Origin of the sequence: Edaphobacter dinghuensis (assembly GCF_014640335.1) — a bacterium.
In the GTDB taxonomy this organism is placed as follows: Bacteria; Acidobacteriota; Terriglobia; order Terriglobales; family Acidobacteriaceae; genus Edaphobacter; species Edaphobacter dinghuensis.
In genome coordinates this window covers 95,021-112,548 of the sequence record NZ_BMGT01000005.1, presented here as the reverse complement: position 1 = coordinate 112,548, position 17,528 = coordinate 95,021, and the positions used below count along the sequence as shown (strand labels likewise).

Below are 17,528 nucleotides of genomic sequence, written 5' to 3'. Positions count from 1 at the left end.
TCTCCAACCGACCGCTCGTCGCCAAATGGCTCGGAAAAAATCCACGATTGCCTACCACCACGCCCATCGTCATTCGCTTCGACATCACCTTCTCCATCTCTCTCGTTAAACCCTCAAACGGGCGTTGTTAAAGTTATTTATGCCTTGAGTAGAGCTTCCTGCGAGCTTGCATGGCTCAGGTGCGCAATCTCGCGCAGCTCGCGGAAGGTATCGAGCATGGTTACGGATTCGGATGAGCCTTCACCGAAGTTAAAGTAGTGCGCTCGGTAATGGCGGTAAAGCTTGTCATAAATTACCGCTGCTTCGGGATCAGGGTTATAGGTGCGATATTTGAGACAGAGTTTGTCCTGCGCCTCTTCGACCGTAGTGAAGAGGCCGGCTGCGAGCATGGCAAAGATTCCTGAACCGAGACTGGTGGGAATGCCATCGGGAACAACGACAGGCTTGTTGAGCACGTTCGCGTAGATCTGGTTGAGCGTCGCGTTGTTCTGCGGTATGCCGCCCGCGTTCACCACGCGCTCCACCGGAACGCCATGTTCAGCCATGCGCTCAAGGATGATGCGCGTATGGAAGGCCGTACCTTCGATGGCAGCAAAGAGCTCATCCTGCGCGGTGGTCAGCAGGTTCCAGCCGATGGTGATTCCGGCAAGATCAGCGTTGACCAGAACGGTGCGGTCACCGTTGTCCCATGTAAGCCGAAGTAGCCCGGTCTGACCGGGACGGTTCTTCTCGATGCCCTGGGCCAGCGACTTCACCGTAGTTCCGGCGCGGCGGGCGATGGCCTCGAAGATATCGCCAGTGGCCGAAAGGCCCGCCTCGACACCAGCATAGGCAGGATGGACGCTGCCGGGAACGACTCCGCAAACGCCGGGGATGAGGCTGATATCCGGCTGCATCGCAATGATGCACGTAGACGTGCCGATGACGTTGACGACGTCGCCGGTGCGGCAGCCCGCGCCAATCGCGTCCCAGTGCGCGTCAAACGCGCCAACGGGAATAGGAATGCCTGCACGCAGGCCCAGCTCCGCTGCCCAGTGTTCGGAGAGATGTCCCGCGAGATGGTCGGAGGTGAGGTATTCGCCGGAGAGCTTATTGACAACGCCGTCGAGCAGCGGATCCAGCTTCGAGAGAAACGCCTGCGGAGGAAAGCCGCCCCACTTGGGGTTCCAGAGCCACTTGTGGCCCATCGCGCAGACGCTGCGCTTTGCCTTATGCGGATCGGTAATGCCCGCGAGAGTCGCGGCGACCATGTCGCAGTGCTCGAAGGCACTGGCGAAGTTGGCGCGCTTGTCCGGATTATTGCGAAGCCAGTGCAGCAGTTTGGCGAAGCCCCACTCGTGCGAGTAGACGCCACCGCACCACTCGATGGCCTCGATGCCGTCGCGGTGGCAGGCCTCGGTGATCTCGCGGGCCTCGCGTTTGGCGCGGTGATCGCACCATAGGTAGTACTCGTCGAGCGGCTGAAGGTTCTTATCGACCGGGATAACGCTGGAGCCGGTGGTATCCAGTGCGATGGCTTCGACCTTGTCGCCGGCGACATTACATTTTTCCAACACGTCGCGCATGGCCTTGGCCAGGTTGCGCATGTGGTCTGCGTGAGATTGCGTCGCGAAATCGGGATCTTCGCGTTTACGGTGCAGAGGGTACTCCGCTACTGCCGTTCCGAGCGGGCCGCGCTCGCTATCGAGAAGCGTGACGCGCACGCTGAGGGTTCCGAAATCTACTCCTGCAACAATTGCCATGGTGTTATTGTCCCCGTTCGCGGATTGAATCATGCTTGGTGAGAGAGCGTTGTTTTGAAAGGGCGACGGGCCGGACCAGCTTGACGATCATAGTGTGCATAGAAGAACAATCCATCAATTCAGAGTAGAGCGTTTTGGTGAAATATTAAAGAAAACGTTTACCAAAATAACGCTATATTCATTCCTCTACCAGTGTCAATATGGTTTTTCCATGAGATTGTGAAATTTCCCGGGCGCAAAGATCCTATTCCATTTCGGTTCCCATCCACTGCAATCGCGCAATGGATGGAAACCGGAACATTTGGGTTGGAGAAGCGGAGCTTTAGGCGAGCTGAATCGTAATGCTGGAGACGGAGGCTGGCGGGAGCGTGATGATCAGCCGGTCTCCCTGAACATCGACGGCCTGCTTTTTGAGTTGAACGGCGTTGGGCTGCTCGAACGTGTTGTGAGCGTGCATGTCGGCATCGGTCAGTACCGAAGCCTCCGCAGATGTAATCCTTGCGGAACCGCGCAGCACAATCTCGGTCAGTCTCGCATCTTTCAAGTTAGGATTGGTCGCAGTTACCGTGACGGTTTTACCGCGCATAGAGGCAGACCCGAGCAGTCCCGCGAGGGCCGTTGGTTTGCCCTTGCGCTGGTAGTGGACCTGCGGCGAAGAGAAGTTCACGCGCAGCGACTGAGCCCCCTGATGTGCAGCATACATATCGAAGACGTGAAAGACCGGTGTAGTGATGAACTTATCTTCGTGTGAGAAGAAAAGGGCATTCAAGCAGTTGACCAGTTGCGCGCACGCAGCCATGCCCACCTTTTCCGCATGGCGGTTGAAGATGTCGAGCGTCATGGCCGTCAGCAGGGCATCGCGCAGCGTTACCTGCTGGCCCAGCAGGTGTGTAGGATCGAGTTGCGTGCCGGGCTTGTACCATGGGCCATACTCATCGACGACGAGCTTGATATTGCGACCAGGATCGAACTCCCCCAGCAGCCCCCACTGCGCACGCACGATCTCCTCCATATAGAGTCCCTGCAGAAAAAGCTCGTACCATCCGGTCTCGTCGAAGTCGAGCGCATCGCGCTTGCCCGCGACCCAATCGGTGGTCTCCCCCATGCTCAGGTTCCAGGTGTAGTAATGAACGCTCCATCCGTGAAGTTCGCGTGGCATGTAGTTCTTTCTGCGCAGGGCCTCGAAGAAGCCGTTGGTCCACTCAAGGTTATTGTCGTTGGGGCCTGAGCCGATGAAAGAGAGCGGCACGCCGTAGTGCGGCACCCATGTGGTGAAGCGACGAAACTCCTCGGCATACTCTTCGGGCTCGAAGTTGCCGCCACAACCCCAGCTCTCGTTGCCTACGCCCCAATACTTCACATCGTAGGGAGCAGCGGAACCGTTAGCCGCACGCTGCTTTGCGAGCGTAGTGGAACCAGCGGGAGAGTTGCAGTACTCCACCCAGCGCGAAAAAGCCATCGCTGGCAGACTGCGCAGATTACTGGCGAGGTAAGGCTCGGCGCCGCTGAGATGACAGAAGCGCATAAACTCGTCCGTGCCGAAGGCATTGGTCTCATAAGCCTGCACCGCGTTGCCCTTCAGCCGCGCCGCGTCAGGATCGTCAGCCCAGAAGTTGGTGCGGGTTGGTCGGTCCTTGCGCGGACCAATGCCGTCACGCCAGTCGTAGCTGTCGGCGAAGCAGCCGCCCGGCCAGCGCACGACCGGTACGTGAATCTGTTTCATCAGATCGACGATTTGCTTGCGGATTCCGTGGACGTTGGGAACGGGAGAGTCTTCGCCTACCCAGATACCGTCATAGATGACGCCGCCAAGATGTTCGGTGAACTGGCCATAGATCTCGGGAGCGATGATGCCAACGCTCTCATCGAGCAGAACTTCGACGTGCGCATCGGCGGTTGCGCTCCATGCGGTGCGGGCGGTGAATGCGAATGCGGCTCCGGCGAGTGATGATGTCTGCAGGAATCTTCTACGGTCCACGGGGTCTTCTCCTATGCGGTGAATTCAGCGATGATCTCTGCCATCGACACATCCACTGTAGTGGTGAGTTGGATTAACAGCAAACGTTTCCATAAGATGCGCTCCATTCAAGGAGAAACGGTGATACTCGAGACGATCTTCCGCAAGCTGTTTGGAAACGGTTGTACGACTGCAAATTGAGATCGTTGCGCCAGGCAGGATGGCAATATGGTGCTATCAGGTTACATAATCGTTTTAGGCGCGTAGGCTATCCTGTAAACGCATTCCTGATACTCTCTATGGCCAATCTTGGACAGGGCACGAAGAAGAAGCGTACTACGACGAAGAAGACTCCGGAACGTATGGACATTCGCACCATTGCGCGTCTGGCCAACGTTTCGATTGCAACCGTCTCGCGAACGATCAATCGTGTGCCGACGGTAAACCCGAAGATTGCTAAGCGAGTATGGGAAGTCATTGAAGAGCTGGACTACTTTCCCAACACGCAGGCGCGAGCTCTGGTCTCCGGGCGTAGTTGGATTCTGGGCCTGATCGTCTCCGAGATCACCAATCCATTTTTTCCTGAGCTCATTCAGGGCTTCGAGGACATCGCCGTCGAACACGGATACGAGATCCTCGTGAGTTCAACCAATCATGATCCCAAGCGCATGTCGCACTGCATCCGCCGCATGCTGGAACGTAAGGTAGACGGCGTTGCGGTTATGACCTTCGGTATCGAGGCGCCTCTGCTGGACCAGTTGGCCCAGCGCAAAGTGCCATTGGTCTTTATCGATGTGGGGCCGGATGGTCCCGGCATCAATGTGCTGAAGGTGGACTACCATCACGGCATACGCCAGGGCGTGCAACATCTTGCCGCGCTCGGCCATAGAAATATCGCCTTTGTGCGTGGGCCTGAGGGCCTGCACTCGGCAGAATCGCGACTCGATGCATTCCTGGTGTCGCTGCGGGAGTGTGGCATTGCGCCCAACCCGGCGTGGATTCTGTCGGGAGACCATACGCTCGAAGGCGGTATGGCGGCCATGCAGCAACTGCTGGGAGAGAAGAACATGCCGACTGCGGTTATGTGCTCGAACGATATGACCGCCATCGGCGTGCTGCACACCATGTACCGTGCTGGCTTGCGCGTGCCGGACGATCTTTCGGTCATTGGCTTCGACAACATTCACATCGCCGAGGTGACCATCCCTCCGCTGACGACGGTGCAGATGTCGCGCTTCGATCTGGCAAAGGCTGCGGTGACTGCATTGCGAGCCTGTGCGGAGGGAACGGAGAAGTCCGCGCAGAAGCACGAGTACAACATCCAGACCGACCTTGTGGTCAGGGAATCGACCGGCTTCCCGCGCGGAGCGATGAAGGACCTTCCTAAGAAAGTTCGGGCCAAGAAATAACCGGATGCAAGGATTTAGCCCTCTTGAAAGACAATGGCACCGGAGACATCCGGTGCCATTGTTGTTTCGGTTGCGATTTAATCGGACGCGCGACGTTAGTCTGCAATACCCACATCGGGAACATCGATGCCAAGGGCAGTGGCCAGAGAGATTTGGTGGTCCTGCTCCTGCAGAAGGATATCGCGGATATGTTCGGCAGTGGCGAATTCGCCCAGCTCATCACACTGCTTAACGCGGCGGCGGTATTGGCGAATGGTCTCGTTTTCGTTTTCGAGATCGAAGTGAAGCATGTCTACAGCCTTCTCGGAGGTCTTGACCGGCTTCGGCGTAACGCAGGGCATGCCGCCGAGATAGTCGATCTGGTTGGCGATGGTGATGGCATGCGCCAGCTCTTCCCCGGCGTGTACGGCTAGCTCCGCGGCGATGTTCATGTACTGCGCGCCCTTAAGCACCTGGGAGTAATTGACGTACGCAATGATGGCTTGATACTCGCGGGCAAGGTCTTCGTTAAGGGCATCGATAAGCTGTTTGCGGGTGACGGAAGTTTTGGCAGCGCTGGTTTTTTCTGTCGGCATCTCTTCTCCGGTCTTCTGTGACGGTTCTTGTGGAGTGAGATGCAGGAAATTTCGACGGCGTTTTTTACGGTATAGGAAAAGTGCCGGCCGAGAAGATAGATAAGGCCGCGAGAGTCATTCTCGCGGCCTTGTCTGTGGTCAAGTCTCAGCTTTAAAGAGAAGGGTAGTCCGTATAGCCATGTGAACCGGGAGCGTAGAAGGTATTCGGCTCCGGTCGATTCAGCGGCGAGTGTTTAGCGAAGCGAGCAGGCAGATCGGGGTTTGCGATAAATAGTTTGCCAAAGGCAACAGCGTCGGCTTTGCCCTCGTCGAGCAACTGTTGGCCCGTCTTCTGATCGATGGCTTCATTGGCAACAAAGGTGCCGCCGAAGAGCTGCCTGAGCTGCGGGCCAATGCTGTCGGGGCCAACGTGTTCGCGTGCGGCGATGAAGGCGATCTTGCGGCTTCCCAACTCTCGTGCAACGTAACTGAAGGTTGCAGTAAGGTTGGAGTCGAAGATGCCATGCGAGTCGCCGCGCGGCGCCAGGTGCATCCCCACGCGGCCTGCACCGAAGACGGAGATAGCGGCATCGGCGGCTTCGAGCATCAGGCGGGCACGATTTTCGATAGGGCCGCCGTACTCGTCGTCGCGGTGGTTGGAACCGTCCTGAAGAAACTGGTCGAGTAGATAACCATTGGCTCCGTGCAGCTCCACGCCGTCGAACCCGGCAGCTTGGGCGTTTTGCGCGCCGCGGCGAAACGCCTCGACCACACCTCTTACTTCGCTGAGTTCAAGCGCCCGCGGAGTAGGGAAAGGCCGCTGCGGTCGAAGCAGGCTCACCGTTCCCGACGCTGCAATGGCGCTGGGCGCAACAGGAAGCTGTCCGTTGAGGAAGGCAGGATCGGAGATGCGGCCCACGTGCCAGATCTGCGCGAAGATATGGCCTCCAGCATTGTGTACGGCGGCGGTAACAGGCTTCCACGCCTCGACCTGCTCCTTGGACCAGATGCCGGGAACGTTGGCATAACCGACGCCCATCGGATCGACGGGCGTTCCTTCAGAGATGATCAGGCCGGCACTGGCACGCTGGGTGTAGTACTCGATCATGATCGGCGTGGGAATGTGGTCGGGCGTGCCGCGCAGACGTGTAAGCGGCGCCATAAAGATGCGATTGGGCAGATGCAGGTCGCCGAGTTGAATTGGGTCGAAGAGTGACGGCATTGCTACTCCTTGGCGCCCTTCGGATTACTTATCAAAGGCGCGTGGAAGATTGGATGTGCGAGGCGCAATAACGGTGCTGCAAGGGAAGAAGCAGCGAAGACCACACCATCTCGACCAGAGCCCGAAGGGCGTATGGAGAGACCCCTGTATTTCGGCTCGCAGGAATCTCTCCACAGCCTATGAAAACGCTAGATGGGGAAGGATTTGAGCCAGCTACGGAAGGCCGGGCCGAGGTCCTCGCGCTTGAGTGCGAACTCGACGGTGGCTTTGAGGAAGCCCAGCTTGTCGCCTGCATCGTGACGCTTGCCTTCGTAGCTGAAGCCATAGACTTTTTCGTATTGCAGCAAAGCCTTGATGGCATCGGTGAGTTGAAGCTCGCCGCCCGCACCGGGAGTAATGCCTTCGATCATCTCGAAGATGCGTGGCGTAAGAATATAGCGGCCGATAATGGCGTTCTGTGAAGGCGCCTCTTCCGGCTTGGGTTTCTCGACCATGTTTTTCACCGCGAGCAGGCGAGGATTCTTAGGATCGGGCGTGCAATCGAGGCAGCCATAGGCAGAGATCGCCGCGCCTTCCACAACCTCGGAGCCGAGAATGCTGCACTGGGTCTCGTTGAAGGCTTCAACCATCTGCTTCATGCACGGCGTCGAGGCATCGACGATATCGTCCGGCAGCAGAACAGCGAAGGGCTCGTTGCCGACGATCTCCTTGGCCTGAAGCACCGCGTGGCCAAGGCCGAGAGGTTCCGCCTGTCGAGTGTAGGTGATCTTTGCAAGCTTGGAGACGCTGCGTGCCACTTCGAGCAGCGCAGTCTTGTTCTTGGCTTCGAGTGAGGCCTCAAGTTCGGGGCTGCGATCGAAGTGGTCTTCCATAATGCCTTTACCGCGGCTGGTAACAATAATGATCTCGGTGCAGCCTGCGGCCACGGCCTCTTCAATGCCGTACTGGATCAGCGGCTTGTCGACGAGACAGAGCATCTCTTTGGGCAGCGCCTTGGTTGCGGGCAAAAAGCGCGTGCCCATGCCTGCGGCTGGAAAAACAGCTTTGCGAATCTTCTGAGGAGTCTTTTGGGTCATGGATTCCTTGGATGCAGATTGATTGTGGAAAATGCTAGCAGGCAGGAGTTACAAAAAGGACAATCCATTGAAGGACAGCAAAAAAATAAAACTGATTAAGCCAATTGCCTGTATAAAACGAGCAAATCTATCTCGCAGCTTCAGGCAATTGACTTATCCAGTGTAAATGGGCATCCATCTTCTTTGGCTTAAAGCACCGGTGAGTCATCGTGCAGCATGGCTTTGCGAATGATCTTGATGGGTGCGAAGCCCTGGCGCATGAAGTTATTGTGGAAGGTCTCGAGATTGAAGGCCGCGCCCTCTTTCTTCATCATGTCTGCCCGCAGCTTCATGATCTCGAGCTTGCCCAGCGTGTAGTAAAGATACGTCGGGTCCGAGGTGCCACGCTTCGTCTCGACCACAGCCACGGAGCGCGACTGGTAGCCTTCCTTCACGAAGAAGTCTTCGGCCTGCTCTATCGTCCACTTTCCGCCAGGTTCGCCCTCGCCGGTGTGCAGCTTGATGCTATTGACGAAACGGGCATCACGCAGCAGAGCATCTTGCAACTGGCCCAGACGAACAAGATGCGACTCTCGAATCTGTGCAGGCGTAGCATCGGGACCGGGCGCGTCGTAGCCCTCATCGAGCATCATCTGTTCGGTGTAGTGAGCCCAGCCTTCGATGTTGGTGTTGGCTCCCAGCACCTTGCGAATCTTGCTCGAAAACTCAGGCATCCACAAAAATTGGACATAATGGCCGGGGTAAGCCTCATGCACACTGGTGCTGATGATCGTACCCACGTTGAAGCTCGCCATGTGCTCGGCAACATGTTCGGCTGTCCAGTTCTTCTCCGGCAGCGTCACGTTAAAGTAAGCCTTGGTCGAGTGCGTCTCGAACGGCCCCGGAGGGTCCATCGAAGCGAAGGTCGTGGCGCGCATAAACGGCGGCGTCTCTTCAAGCGTCGGCTGCACTGTGCTTGGAATGGTAATGATGTGATGCGCATTGATAAATGCAATTAGCGAATCGAAGGTGTTGTGAAACGCCGGCAAAAGCTGATCGGGCGCCGGATGAATGGTGGCAAGTTCGGCGAGTACCTGCTGCGGTGTCTTGGTCGGATCGACCTCTTTGGCTACGCGCGCAAACTCGGCCTGATTTTTGTGCAGGTCGGCAAAAGCTATCTGTAGCAAGCGGTCCAGCGGAATGTCGACCATCTCGTCATAGGCAAGCTTCTTGCGGAACGTGTCCGCTCCAAGACGAAAATCACCGTTGGAGCGGGGAAGCAGATCGCTCTTCATCCACGCGCCATAGGATTGAAGCGCCGCAATGACCGCTGCATTGGATTTTGCGAAGTCGGCCTTCGTATCGGGATCGGTAACGCTCGCAAACGCGCTGGGCACATCGTTCTGAAAAAAGCTGACTAGCCCGTCGATCTGTTCAAGCGCGATCTCGGTGTAGATGCGCGGCGGATTCTTGAGGTTCTTGCGCGCCTCCTCAAGCACCTGCGGAATCAGTTTTTCGCGCTCCACCACAGCATGCAGCCGCGTATCCGCGGGAGCATAAGGCCGCTCCATAACGACGAAGATCGAGTTGGTAACTCCCGAGGAATAAGTGTCGGGATTCTTCTCCCATGGGCGAATCACTTCGAGCGTCAGCAGCTGCGAACGAATATTGTTCAGCAGAATCTCGCGGTCTCCGGCCACACTCGCATCGAGCGCAGTGGGATCAATGGCCTCTACCTTCTTCTCGTACTCGTGAAGGGCAGCGATCTCTTTCTGTACTCCGGCAGCAGAGTAGTCCTCAAGCTGCGTATCGTACTGGTGCAATCCGGCACTCGTGCCCGCAGTCGGAGAGAAGTGAAAATACACGTCGCTGAAATATTGATCGGAGACGTATTGAAAGGTCTGGGGAGCACCGTCTGCAGAGATGTGTTGGGCTGGCGATGCAGTAGGCATAAGAAGAAAAGTTCCAATTGTGAGACTGAGTGCGATGAGGCGTTTACGCATATTTTCTGGTCCCTTACTTAAGTATGAACTTAAAATTCGCGATCGTATCAATGTGCATCCAGCGCATCCAGCAGCGCCCGCGTCTCCGCAATAACATCTTCGGCCTTAGCGCTGGTCAACGGCCAGCGCAGAATACCTTGCGGCGTAAACTGCGCTCCCTTCTTCGTGTTGCGGCTGACGAGCTTCATCAACACTCCCGGATCGACGCCTCGTTCCCGCGCCGGGGCCACCCCCGGAGCCGTGGCAGGCGCTCCACCGGACAGCCGTTCGGCAAACTTCAAATGCAGCATCTCAACAAAAGTCTTCGTCTTGCCCACTTCGATCTGAGTACGCTTACGGTCGACCTGAGCAATGCCAAGCAGCTCACATTGCAGACGAATCTCTCCCGCTGCCAGCAGGTTGAACACTGACTCCGGCGGCGTGCCGTAGCGGTCCTGCAACTCCGCACGAACATCGGCAAGCGTAGCAAAGTCCTCCGCACCGGCGATGCGCTTATACATGCGCAGGCGCTGGTTCTCTTCGGGAATGTAATCAGAGTCGATGCGCACGCTGATGCCGAGGTTGAGCACCGTGTTGGCATGCGCAGGCTTGTCCTCCTCGCCCTTCATCTTGCGCACCGCCTCTTCGAGCATCGTCGTGTACATCTCAAAGCCGATGGCCTCGATGTGGCCCGACTGTTCGCCGCCCAGCATGTTACCCGCGCCGCGCAGCTCCAGATCAAGCGCAGCGATCTTGAAGCCCGCACCCAGGTCGGAGAACTCTTTCAACGCCGCCAGCCTGCGCCGCGATATCTCGCTCAACTCCTTCTCTGGCGGAATCAAAAGATACGAGTATGCGCGACGATTGCTGCGGCCCACGCGGCCACGCAGTTGATAAAGCTCGCTCAGCCCATGTCGATCTGCACGATTGATAATGATCGTGTTGGCCAGTGGAATATCCAGCCCATTCTCAATGATGCTGGTAGCGAGCAGCACATCGTACTCATGGTTCATGAAGGCGAGCATCACTCGCTCGAGCTCTGCCTCCGGAAGCTGACCATGACCAATCACAACTCGCGCCTGCGGCACCAGCTCGCGAATCTTCGCCGCAAGCTCATAGATAGACTCAACGCGATTGTGCACAAAATAAATCTGTCCACCGCGTTCCAACTCCATCTCGATCGCAGTACGAACTAGCTTCTCATCGAACTTGGCGACGATCGTCTGAATCGCCATGCGGTCTTTGGGCGGCGTCTCAATCACCGACATATCGCGCAAGCCGATCAACGACATATGCAACGTCCGTGGAATCGGTGTGGCCGACATCGCCAGCACATCGATTGCAGTTCGCATCTGCTTCAGCCGCTCCTTATGCCGCACGCCGAAGCGCTGCTCTTCATCGACGATCAGCAGCCCCAGGTCCTGAAACTTCAGATCTTTCGACAGGATGCGATGTGTGCCGATAAGGATATCGATCTTGCCCTGCTCGACTTTTTCAAGAATGATTTTCTGCTCCTTCGCAGTGCGGAAGCGAGAGATCATCTCGATGGTGACAGGGAAGTTGGCGAAGCGGCGCTTGAAGGTCTCGTAGTGCTGAAAGCTCAGCACGGTCGTCGGCGTCAGCACCGCAACCTGCTTCGAGTCCTGCACTGCCTTGAACGCTGCGCGCATGGCAACTTCTGTCTTGCCATAGCCCACATCGCCGCACAGTAGCCGGTCCATCGGCTGCACCGACTCCATATCGCTCTTAATATCGGTAATGGCGTTCAACTGGTCATCAGTCTCGTTGAAGTCGAAGGCGTCCTCGAACTCGCGCTGCATGTTCGTGTCTGGCGAAAAAGGTGTGCCCTGAATCGACTCGCGTTGCGCATACAACTTCAGCAGCTCGGCAGCCATGTCGGCCATTGCCTTTTTGACCCGAGCCTTGGTCTTCTGCCATCCCTGCGTGCCCAGCTTGTTGAGTTGCGGTGCAGGCCCTGTATCGGTACTGCGGTACTTCTGAATCAGGTCGAGTCGCGTCAGCGGAACATACAGCTTCGCCTCGTCGGCAAACTCCAGAATCATCAGCTCCAGTGGCGGCGCATCGTTCTCTTCAATCACGCGCAGCCCGCAATACTGCGCGATGCCATGCTCGACGTGCACAACATAATCGCCAACAGCAAGATCGCGGAAGTCGGAGATAAACGCCGCAGCCTTCGACTTGCCGCGCCGTGCCGTCCGTACCGTCACGTCAGCGTCGTCCGATAAATCCTGCGCGCCAAAGATGACAACCTGCCGCGCAGTAGTCCTGTCGAGATCAAGTATCTGCACACCTGCCGCAATGGTCGTCTTCACGATCACCGGTGTGCGCAGATCTCCTGCCAGATAGCTCGACTCCGAATAAACCGTCGAGCTGCCATGTTGCTCGTTGCGCGAGCCAAGCCGATAGGGAATTTGATACTCCTGCAACAGTCCCGCGAGCCGCTCCACCTCTCCCTGGTTAGGAGCAGTCAGCAGGATGCGCGCATCCTGCTTCATCAACACATTCAGTTGATCGATCAGCGCTGGAATGCTGCCATGAAATCGCTGCGTGGGGCGAGTGGTGAAGTCCACCTCCGACAAATCGCTACGATCGGCATCCAACACATCCACCGCGCCAAGCTGATCTAATTCGCAGCCACAGAACCGGCGCAACCTGTCATCAAGATCCCACGGGGAAAGATAGATATCTTCGGGCCGAACCAGATTGCCGATGCCCGAGCGGTCATGCCGCTGCTCGACTTTGTTCCACCAGCGCTCGCCTTGATTCTTGACCATTGCAGGCTCTTCGATAAAGACACGTGGCGCAGGGCCGCTTGCCGCCAACAAATCCAAAACCGTATGAGTGGCACCCGCAACTGGCGCAAAAAACTCCCAGCCGGGAAAAACGGTAGCCTCACCGGTGCGTGTGGCAATATGCGTCTGCAACTCGACCGGCTCTTCGCCCCCTTCAATCGTCGCACCGGCTATGCCGCTGCGAGTAAGCCGCGCATTGATCGCGGTAAGAATCTTTTCGGTGACAGGAATTTCCGTAAGCGGAAGCAGAAGCGCCTCATCGAGCGAACTGCTGCTGCGCTGTGTCTCCGCGTCGAAGGTGCGGATCGACTCGATCTCATCGCCAAAGAAGTCGATGCGCACCGGGCGTTCCATCTCAGGCGAGAAGGCGTCAATGATGCCGCCGCGCAACGTAACCTGTCCTGGCATCTCCACCACATCGACGCGGGTATAGCCGACCGAAAGTAGATGCTCGATCAGCATGTCCGGCATATACTCTTCGCCAACCTTCAGGTGCAGTGCCAGTGCCTTATAGAAGTCACGCGCAAATAACTTCATGCAGGCGGCTTCAACCGGTGCAATCACCAACCGAATCGTTCCTGTGGCGATCTTCCACAGTGTCGCCGCGCGTGTCTCCTGAATCTCAGGGTGCGGAGAAAGATTTTCAAACGGCAGAACGTCGTGAGCAGGTAGCCGCAAAACCTGTGCCGGGTCCATCGCTCCCGTCAACTCGCAGGCCGAGAGCACTGCGGCATGCAGAGCCTCCGCCGCCTTGTTGTCGGAAACCACAATGACACATGGAGCATTGGCTGCCCGAACGAACAGCGGCAGGTAAAGCGCACGCGCCGTCGAGGTCAACCCGGACACACGTCTGCGCCCCGTGCCCCCGCTCAGATGGCGGCGTACACGCTCAAATGCCTCAGAGTGCTCAAGGTCCGCAAGCAGCTCGCGGACGAAGGGAAGAACCATGCTGTGTTGATTCTAGTGGAAGCAGCTGTTTTCAGGCGTTGGAGGAGTGGAGTAATATCTTGCACCCGCAGGCAAGATAACCTGCAAGGCTGCCCGATCCTGGAAGGGCTGCGGTGCTTCGGACAGCTGAATCTCCGGAGGATGAGCATGAACACTCTACGAAAGCCGGCAATTTGGGTGCTTTTAGCGGTGATGCTTCCCTGGGTTACGGGCTGCACCCGGCACAGCAAAAGTGAGCACTATTACCTGGTCGCGACCAACATCAACCTGCCTTACTGGAAGACGGCTGCTGATGGATTTCAGGCAGCTGCGACTCAATATGGAGTCACCGCCGAGGTCTGGGGACCAACCTCGTTCGATCCACAGGATGAGGTAAAAGAGTTCCACACCGTCGCCGCTCGTAAGCCTGCGGGAATCCTCGTCTCCGTCGCCAACGCCGAATTGATGCAGCCCGAGATCGATGCAGCTGTCGCCGCGGGCATTCCAGTCATTACCATCGACTCCGACGCACCGGCCAGCCATCGGCTCTACTTTATCGGGACAAATAATCTGCAGGCAGGCAGACTAGGCGGCGCGCGCGTGGCGGCGCAACTCAACGGCAAAGGCAATGTCGTCTTCTTTACCATCGCCAACCAGCCGAACCTCGAAGAGCGACTGAAGGGCTACAAAGACGTCTTCGCAAGCTATCCGGGAATCAAGATTGTCGATGTCTTCGACATGAAGGGTGACTCCGGGCTAGCTATGGACAAGGCGCAGGAGTATCTCGGCAAAACCGGAAAAGACAAGATTGACGCTATGATTTGTCTCGAGGCCTCTGCAGGCAAGGACGTAGGCGAGGCCTACAAGCGCGCCAACTCCAAAGACCGCTTGCTGGTCGCGATGGACGTGGATCAAGCGACACTCAATCTGGTGCAGAGCGGTGTGATCGACTCGACCATCTCGCAAAAACCCTACACCATGGCGTTCTTAGGGCTGAAAGGACTCGATGATGTCCATCACTACCCGGTCAAGCCGCTGGCGGGCGACTATGGCCTCGATCCCAATTCGCCATTCCCGGCCTTCATCGACACAGGCGTCGCTCTGATAGACAAGACCAACGTGCAGTCTCTATTGATCAAGTCATCCCGTCAGCAATGAAACCACCCCGAGGCCCCTGCGACCGCAGTTGCAAGGGCCTCAGACGATAGATACAGCAGAACTGAGTTATGTCGTGACGACAATCTTGCCGATCTGCTGGTTCGACTCCATATAGCGATGGGCTTCGACAATCTGCGAGAGCGGAAACACTTTGTCGATGCACGGTTTAAAGTCGCCATTCGCAAGGTGGTCGAAGACATATTGCCGGGCCTTAGCCATCCACTCCGGATTCTCGACAACTTCAAACAGCGTGTATCCCCGAATGGTGAGTTGTTTGGCAAGGGCCGTGAACAGCGGGTACGGTGTGGGATCGGTAGCGAGCGCGCCGTATTCAATGATGATTCCGCTATGTGTCGTGGCCGCTGCAAGCGCCTCCAGGCCTTTGCCGCCAATCGGATCGAAGACAATCCGCGCACCCTTACCGCCCGTAATCTCTTGCACTCGCTTCACCAGGTCCTCTTCGTCGGTGACAATCACGTGGTCGGCCCCAAGCGCCTGTAGCTCCGCCTTTTTGGCTGACGTGCGTGTCGTCGCAATGCTGATGCCTCCCTCGGCCTTCACCATCTCAATGGCAGCAATTCCCACGCTGCTGCTCGCAGCGGTGATCAAAACATAGTCGCCGCGGGTAAGGTTGGCGATGCGAATCAGCGCGCCGTACGCCGTCATGTACTGCATCCAGATCGATGTTCCTTCTTCCGGCGAAAGTTTGGCGGGATATTCAGCAACCGCGTATATGGGTACAACAGCAGCCTCTCCATAGACACCGTATTTACCAATGATGAAGGCAGGAATCGTGCTCACAGTCTTGCCCAGCCACGAGCGATCGACACCTTCCCCAATAGCCTCGACTGTGCCCGAAGCCTCATATCCCAAAACGGATGGAGGTGTGGGATCGACCAAATATTTCCCTTCGCGGAACATGACCTCCGCCCGGTTAAGCCCAATAGCCTTGATTCGCAGGCGAACCTCGCCCGCACCGGGCTCCGGCAACGGAAGCTCCTCGATTTGCAGAACTTCAGGGCCACCGGTCTGGTGGAAACGAACGACCTTTGCAGTTTGTTTGGACATAAGTCAACCTCTCTCGTTTAACGTCATCACAGACGCATGAACATGTGATGCTCTAATCGTTTGACGGGTATCAAACAATCTTGCTGACACCGATACCTCAGAGAAGCGCTTGTTAGAATCAACTTATTAAACTATGTCTACCGCTACAGCGCTCTCGCCCGAGGTTCTCGCCAAGTATCAGCCCGTCATTGGGTTGGAGGTTCATGTCCAGCTTTTGACCGCGTCCAAGGCCTTCTGCGGCTGCGTTAATCAATACGGTGGCGATCCAAACACGCACGTCTGCCCTACCTGTCTCGGCCTTCCCGGCGCTCTGCCCGTGCTTAATCGCAAGGCGGTAGAGTTTGCCGTGCTTGCGGCAAAGGCCATCAACTGCGAGATTCGCGAGACCAGCATCTTCTCCCGCAAAAACTACTTCTATCCCGACTCGCCCAAGGGCTATCAGATCTCTCAGTTCGACAAGCCCATCGCCGAGCATGGCTGGATCGACGTTCCCGACGCAACCGGCGCATCCAAGCGCATCGGCGTCACCCGTCTGCACATGGAAGAGGACGCCGGTAAGAGCGTTCACGACGGCTTCGCCGATTCCGTGTCGAAGACCTACATCGACCTCAATCGCTGCGGCACGCCACTAGTAGAGATCGTCAGCGAGCCCGACCTGCGCACCGCCGACGAGGTCTTCGAGTACCTCACCAAGCTGAAAGAGATCCTTCTCTACACCGGCGTCAGCGACTGCAACATGGAAGAAGGCTCTCTCCGCTGCGATGCCAACGTAAGCGTCATGCTTAAAGGCGCGAAAGAATTCGGCACCAAGGCCGAGGTTAAAAACGTCAACAGCTTCCGCTACATCCGCGCGGCGGTGGAGTACGAGATCGAGCGCCAGATCGGCGTCCTCGAAGACGGCGGCCGCGTCGTGCAGGAGTCGCGCCTCTGGAACAACGCCGAAGGCCGGACCTTCTCCATGCGCTCCAAGGAGCAGGCACACGACTACCGTTACTTTCCTGAGCCCGACCTCCCGCCGCTGGTCGTAGGCGCGGAGTGGCAGGCCGAAATCCTCAAAAATCTTCCCGAGCTGCCAGAGGCCCGTCGCGCCCGCATGATCGCCGAGTACGAGATCTCCGCGCAGGACGCCGCAACGCTGACAGCCACCCGCTCCTTCGCCGACAGCTTCGAGTCCGCAGCAAAGAAGGCAAAGAACCCAAAACGTGTAGCCTCCCTGCTGACCAGCGAACTGACGATGCGCCTGCGCCTCGCAAACCTCGAACTCGATCAGTCTCCCGTATCGATGGCCGGAATCGTCATGGCCGCCGACCTTGCCGAGTCAGGCGAGCTTTCGAGCAAGATGCTCAAGCAGCTTCTCGACACCTGCTTCGAAAAGAACGAAGACTTCCCCACAGTCTACGAACGCGAGAAGCCGCAGCAAATTTCAGACGCGTCTGCCATCGAAAAGATGATTGACGAAGTCATTGCCGCAAATCCAAAACAGGTCGAGCAGTATCGCGGCGGTAAGAAGACGGTCTCCGCCTTCTTCGTAGGCCAGGTCATGCGCCTCTCCAAGGGGCAGGCCAACCCGGCACTACTAAACGAACTGGTAGTAAAAAAACTCGACAGCTAAATCATCGCTTCAAGGCGCCCACTGCGCCG

General features: G+C 57.1%; 11 protein-coding genes. 3 read left to right on the top strand and 8 right to left on the bottom strand.

The genetic code is table 11. The features are described 5' to 3' along the window. Positions 1-137 precede the first annotated feature (137 nt). Both IEW09_RS18600 and IEW09_RS18595 read right to left on the bottom strand, forming a co-directional pair. Positions 138-1,742: a ribulokinase gene (locus tag IEW09_RS18600; RefSeq protein WP_188555762.1), complete on the bottom strand. Its 1,605-nt coding sequence runs from the start codon at positions 1,740-1,742 to the stop codon at positions 138-140. A gap of 322 nt (positions 1,743-2,064) precedes the next feature. Further along, complete coding sequence (locus IEW09_RS18595; protein ID WP_188555761.1) at positions 2,065-3,720, bottom strand: alpha-N-arabinofuranosidase; 1,656 nt, start codon at positions 3,718-3,720, stop codon at positions 2,065-2,067. A gap of 278 nt (positions 3,721-3,998) precedes the next feature. On the opposite strand from IEW09_RS18595, the gene IEW09_RS18590 reads away from it, so the two are divergent. Continuing rightward, on the top strand, positions 3,999-5,108 hold the full coding sequence (locus IEW09_RS18590; protein ID WP_373282837.1) for a LacI family DNA-binding transcriptional regulator: 1,110 nt from the start codon (positions 3,999-4,001) through the stop codon (positions 5,106-5,108). Between the two features lie 95 nt (positions 5,109-5,203). Here the strand turns inward: IEW09_RS18590 and IEW09_RS18585 are convergent, their stop codons facing one another. From IEW09_RS18585 to mfd, 5 genes are all read right to left on the bottom strand, one after another. Beyond that, the gene (locus IEW09_RS18585; RefSeq protein ID WP_188555760.1) at positions 5,204-5,683 is read right to left on the bottom strand and encodes a ferritin-like domain-containing protein; all 480 of its coding nucleotides are present in this window, start codon (positions 5,681-5,683) and stop codon (positions 5,204-5,206) included. Between the two features lie 151 nt (positions 5,684-5,834). After that, the gene (locus tag IEW09_RS18580; protein ID WP_188555759.1) at positions 5,835-6,884 is read right to left on the bottom strand and encodes an alkene reductase; all 1,050 of its coding nucleotides are present in this window, start codon (positions 6,882-6,884) and stop codon (positions 5,835-5,837) included. A 188-nt stretch (positions 6,885-7,072) separates the two neighbouring features. Then, complete coding sequence (gene galU / locus IEW09_RS18575) at positions 7,073-7,960, bottom strand: UTP--glucose-1-phosphate uridylyltransferase GalU (protein WP_188555758.1); 888 nt, start codon at positions 7,958-7,960, stop codon at positions 7,073-7,075. A gap of 188 nt (positions 7,961-8,148) precedes the next feature. Further along, positions 8,149-9,942: a DUF885 domain-containing protein gene (locus IEW09_RS18570; RefSeq protein ID WP_188555757.1), complete on the bottom strand. Its 1,794-nt coding sequence runs from the start codon at positions 9,940-9,942 to the stop codon at positions 8,149-8,151. Between the two features lie 47 nt (positions 9,943-9,989). Further along, complete coding sequence (gene mfd, locus IEW09_RS18565; protein ID WP_188555756.1) at positions 9,990-13,682, bottom strand: transcription-repair coupling factor; 3,693 nt, start codon at positions 13,680-13,682, stop codon at positions 9,990-9,992. 147 nt (positions 13,683-13,829) lie between these two features. On the opposite strand from mfd, the gene IEW09_RS18560 reads away from it, so the two are divergent. Then, positions 13,830-14,819, top strand: a complete 990-nt coding sequence (locus IEW09_RS18560) for a substrate-binding domain-containing protein (RefSeq protein WP_188555755.1) — start codon at positions 13,830-13,832, stop codon at positions 14,817-14,819. A gap of 66 nt (positions 14,820-14,885) precedes the next feature. Here IEW09_RS18560 and IEW09_RS18555 read toward each other — a convergent pair whose 3' ends face one another. Beyond that, entirely contained in the window at positions 14,886-15,887 is a 1,002-nt protein-coding gene (locus IEW09_RS18555) for a zinc-dependent alcohol dehydrogenase family protein (protein WP_188555754.1), read from the bottom strand. Between the two features lie 133 nt (positions 15,888-16,020). Between IEW09_RS18555 and gatB the strand changes: the two genes are divergently transcribed. Then, positions 16,021-17,499 (top strand): Asp-tRNA(Asn)/Glu-tRNA(Gln) amidotransferase subunit GatB, encoded by a 1,479-nt coding sequence (gene gatB / locus IEW09_RS18550; protein WP_188555753.1) that lies wholly within the window; start codon positions 16,021-16,023, stop codon positions 17,497-17,499. Positions 17,500-17,528 lie beyond the last annotated feature (29 nt).

Excerpts from the sequence above, each read along its gene's own strand:
- IEW09_RS18590 (WP_373282837.1), top strand. The coding sequence starts at position 3,999 with ATGGCCAATCTTGGACAGGGCACGAAGAAGAAGCGTACTACGACGAAG.
- mfd (WP_188555756.1), bottom strand. The coding sequence starts at position 13,682 with ATGGTTCTTCCCTTCGTCCGCGAGCTGCTTGCGGACCTTGAGCACTCT.
- IEW09_RS18580 (WP_188555759.1), bottom strand. The coding sequence starts at position 6,884 with ATGCCGTCACTCTTCGACCCAATTCAACTCGGCGACCTGCATCTGCCC.
- gatB (WP_188555753.1), top strand. The coding sequence starts at position 16,021 with ATGTCTACCGCTACAGCGCTCTCGCCCGAGGTTCTCGCCAAGTATCAG.
- IEW09_RS18585 (WP_188555760.1), bottom strand. The coding sequence starts at position 5,683 with ATGCCGACAGAAAAAACCAGCGCTGCCAAAACTTCCGTCACCCGCAAA.
- IEW09_RS18560 (WP_188555755.1), top strand. The coding sequence starts at position 13,830 with ATGAACACTCTACGAAAGCCGGCAATTTGGGTGCTTTTAGCGGTGATG.
- galU (WP_188555758.1), bottom strand. The coding sequence starts at position 7,960 with ATGACCCAAAAGACTCCTCAGAAGATTCGCAAAGCTGTTTTTCCAGCC.
- IEW09_RS18555 (WP_188555754.1), bottom strand. The coding sequence starts at position 15,887 with ATGTCCAAACAAACTGCAAAGGTCGTTCGTTTCCACCAGACCGGTGGC.
- IEW09_RS18600 (WP_188555762.1), bottom strand. The coding sequence starts at position 1,742 with ATGGCAATTGTTGCAGGAGTAGATTTCGGAACCCTCAGCGTGCGCGTC.
- IEW09_RS18570 (WP_188555757.1), bottom strand. The coding sequence starts at position 9,942 with ATGCGTAAACGCCTCATCGCACTCAGTCTCACAATTGGAACTTTTCTT.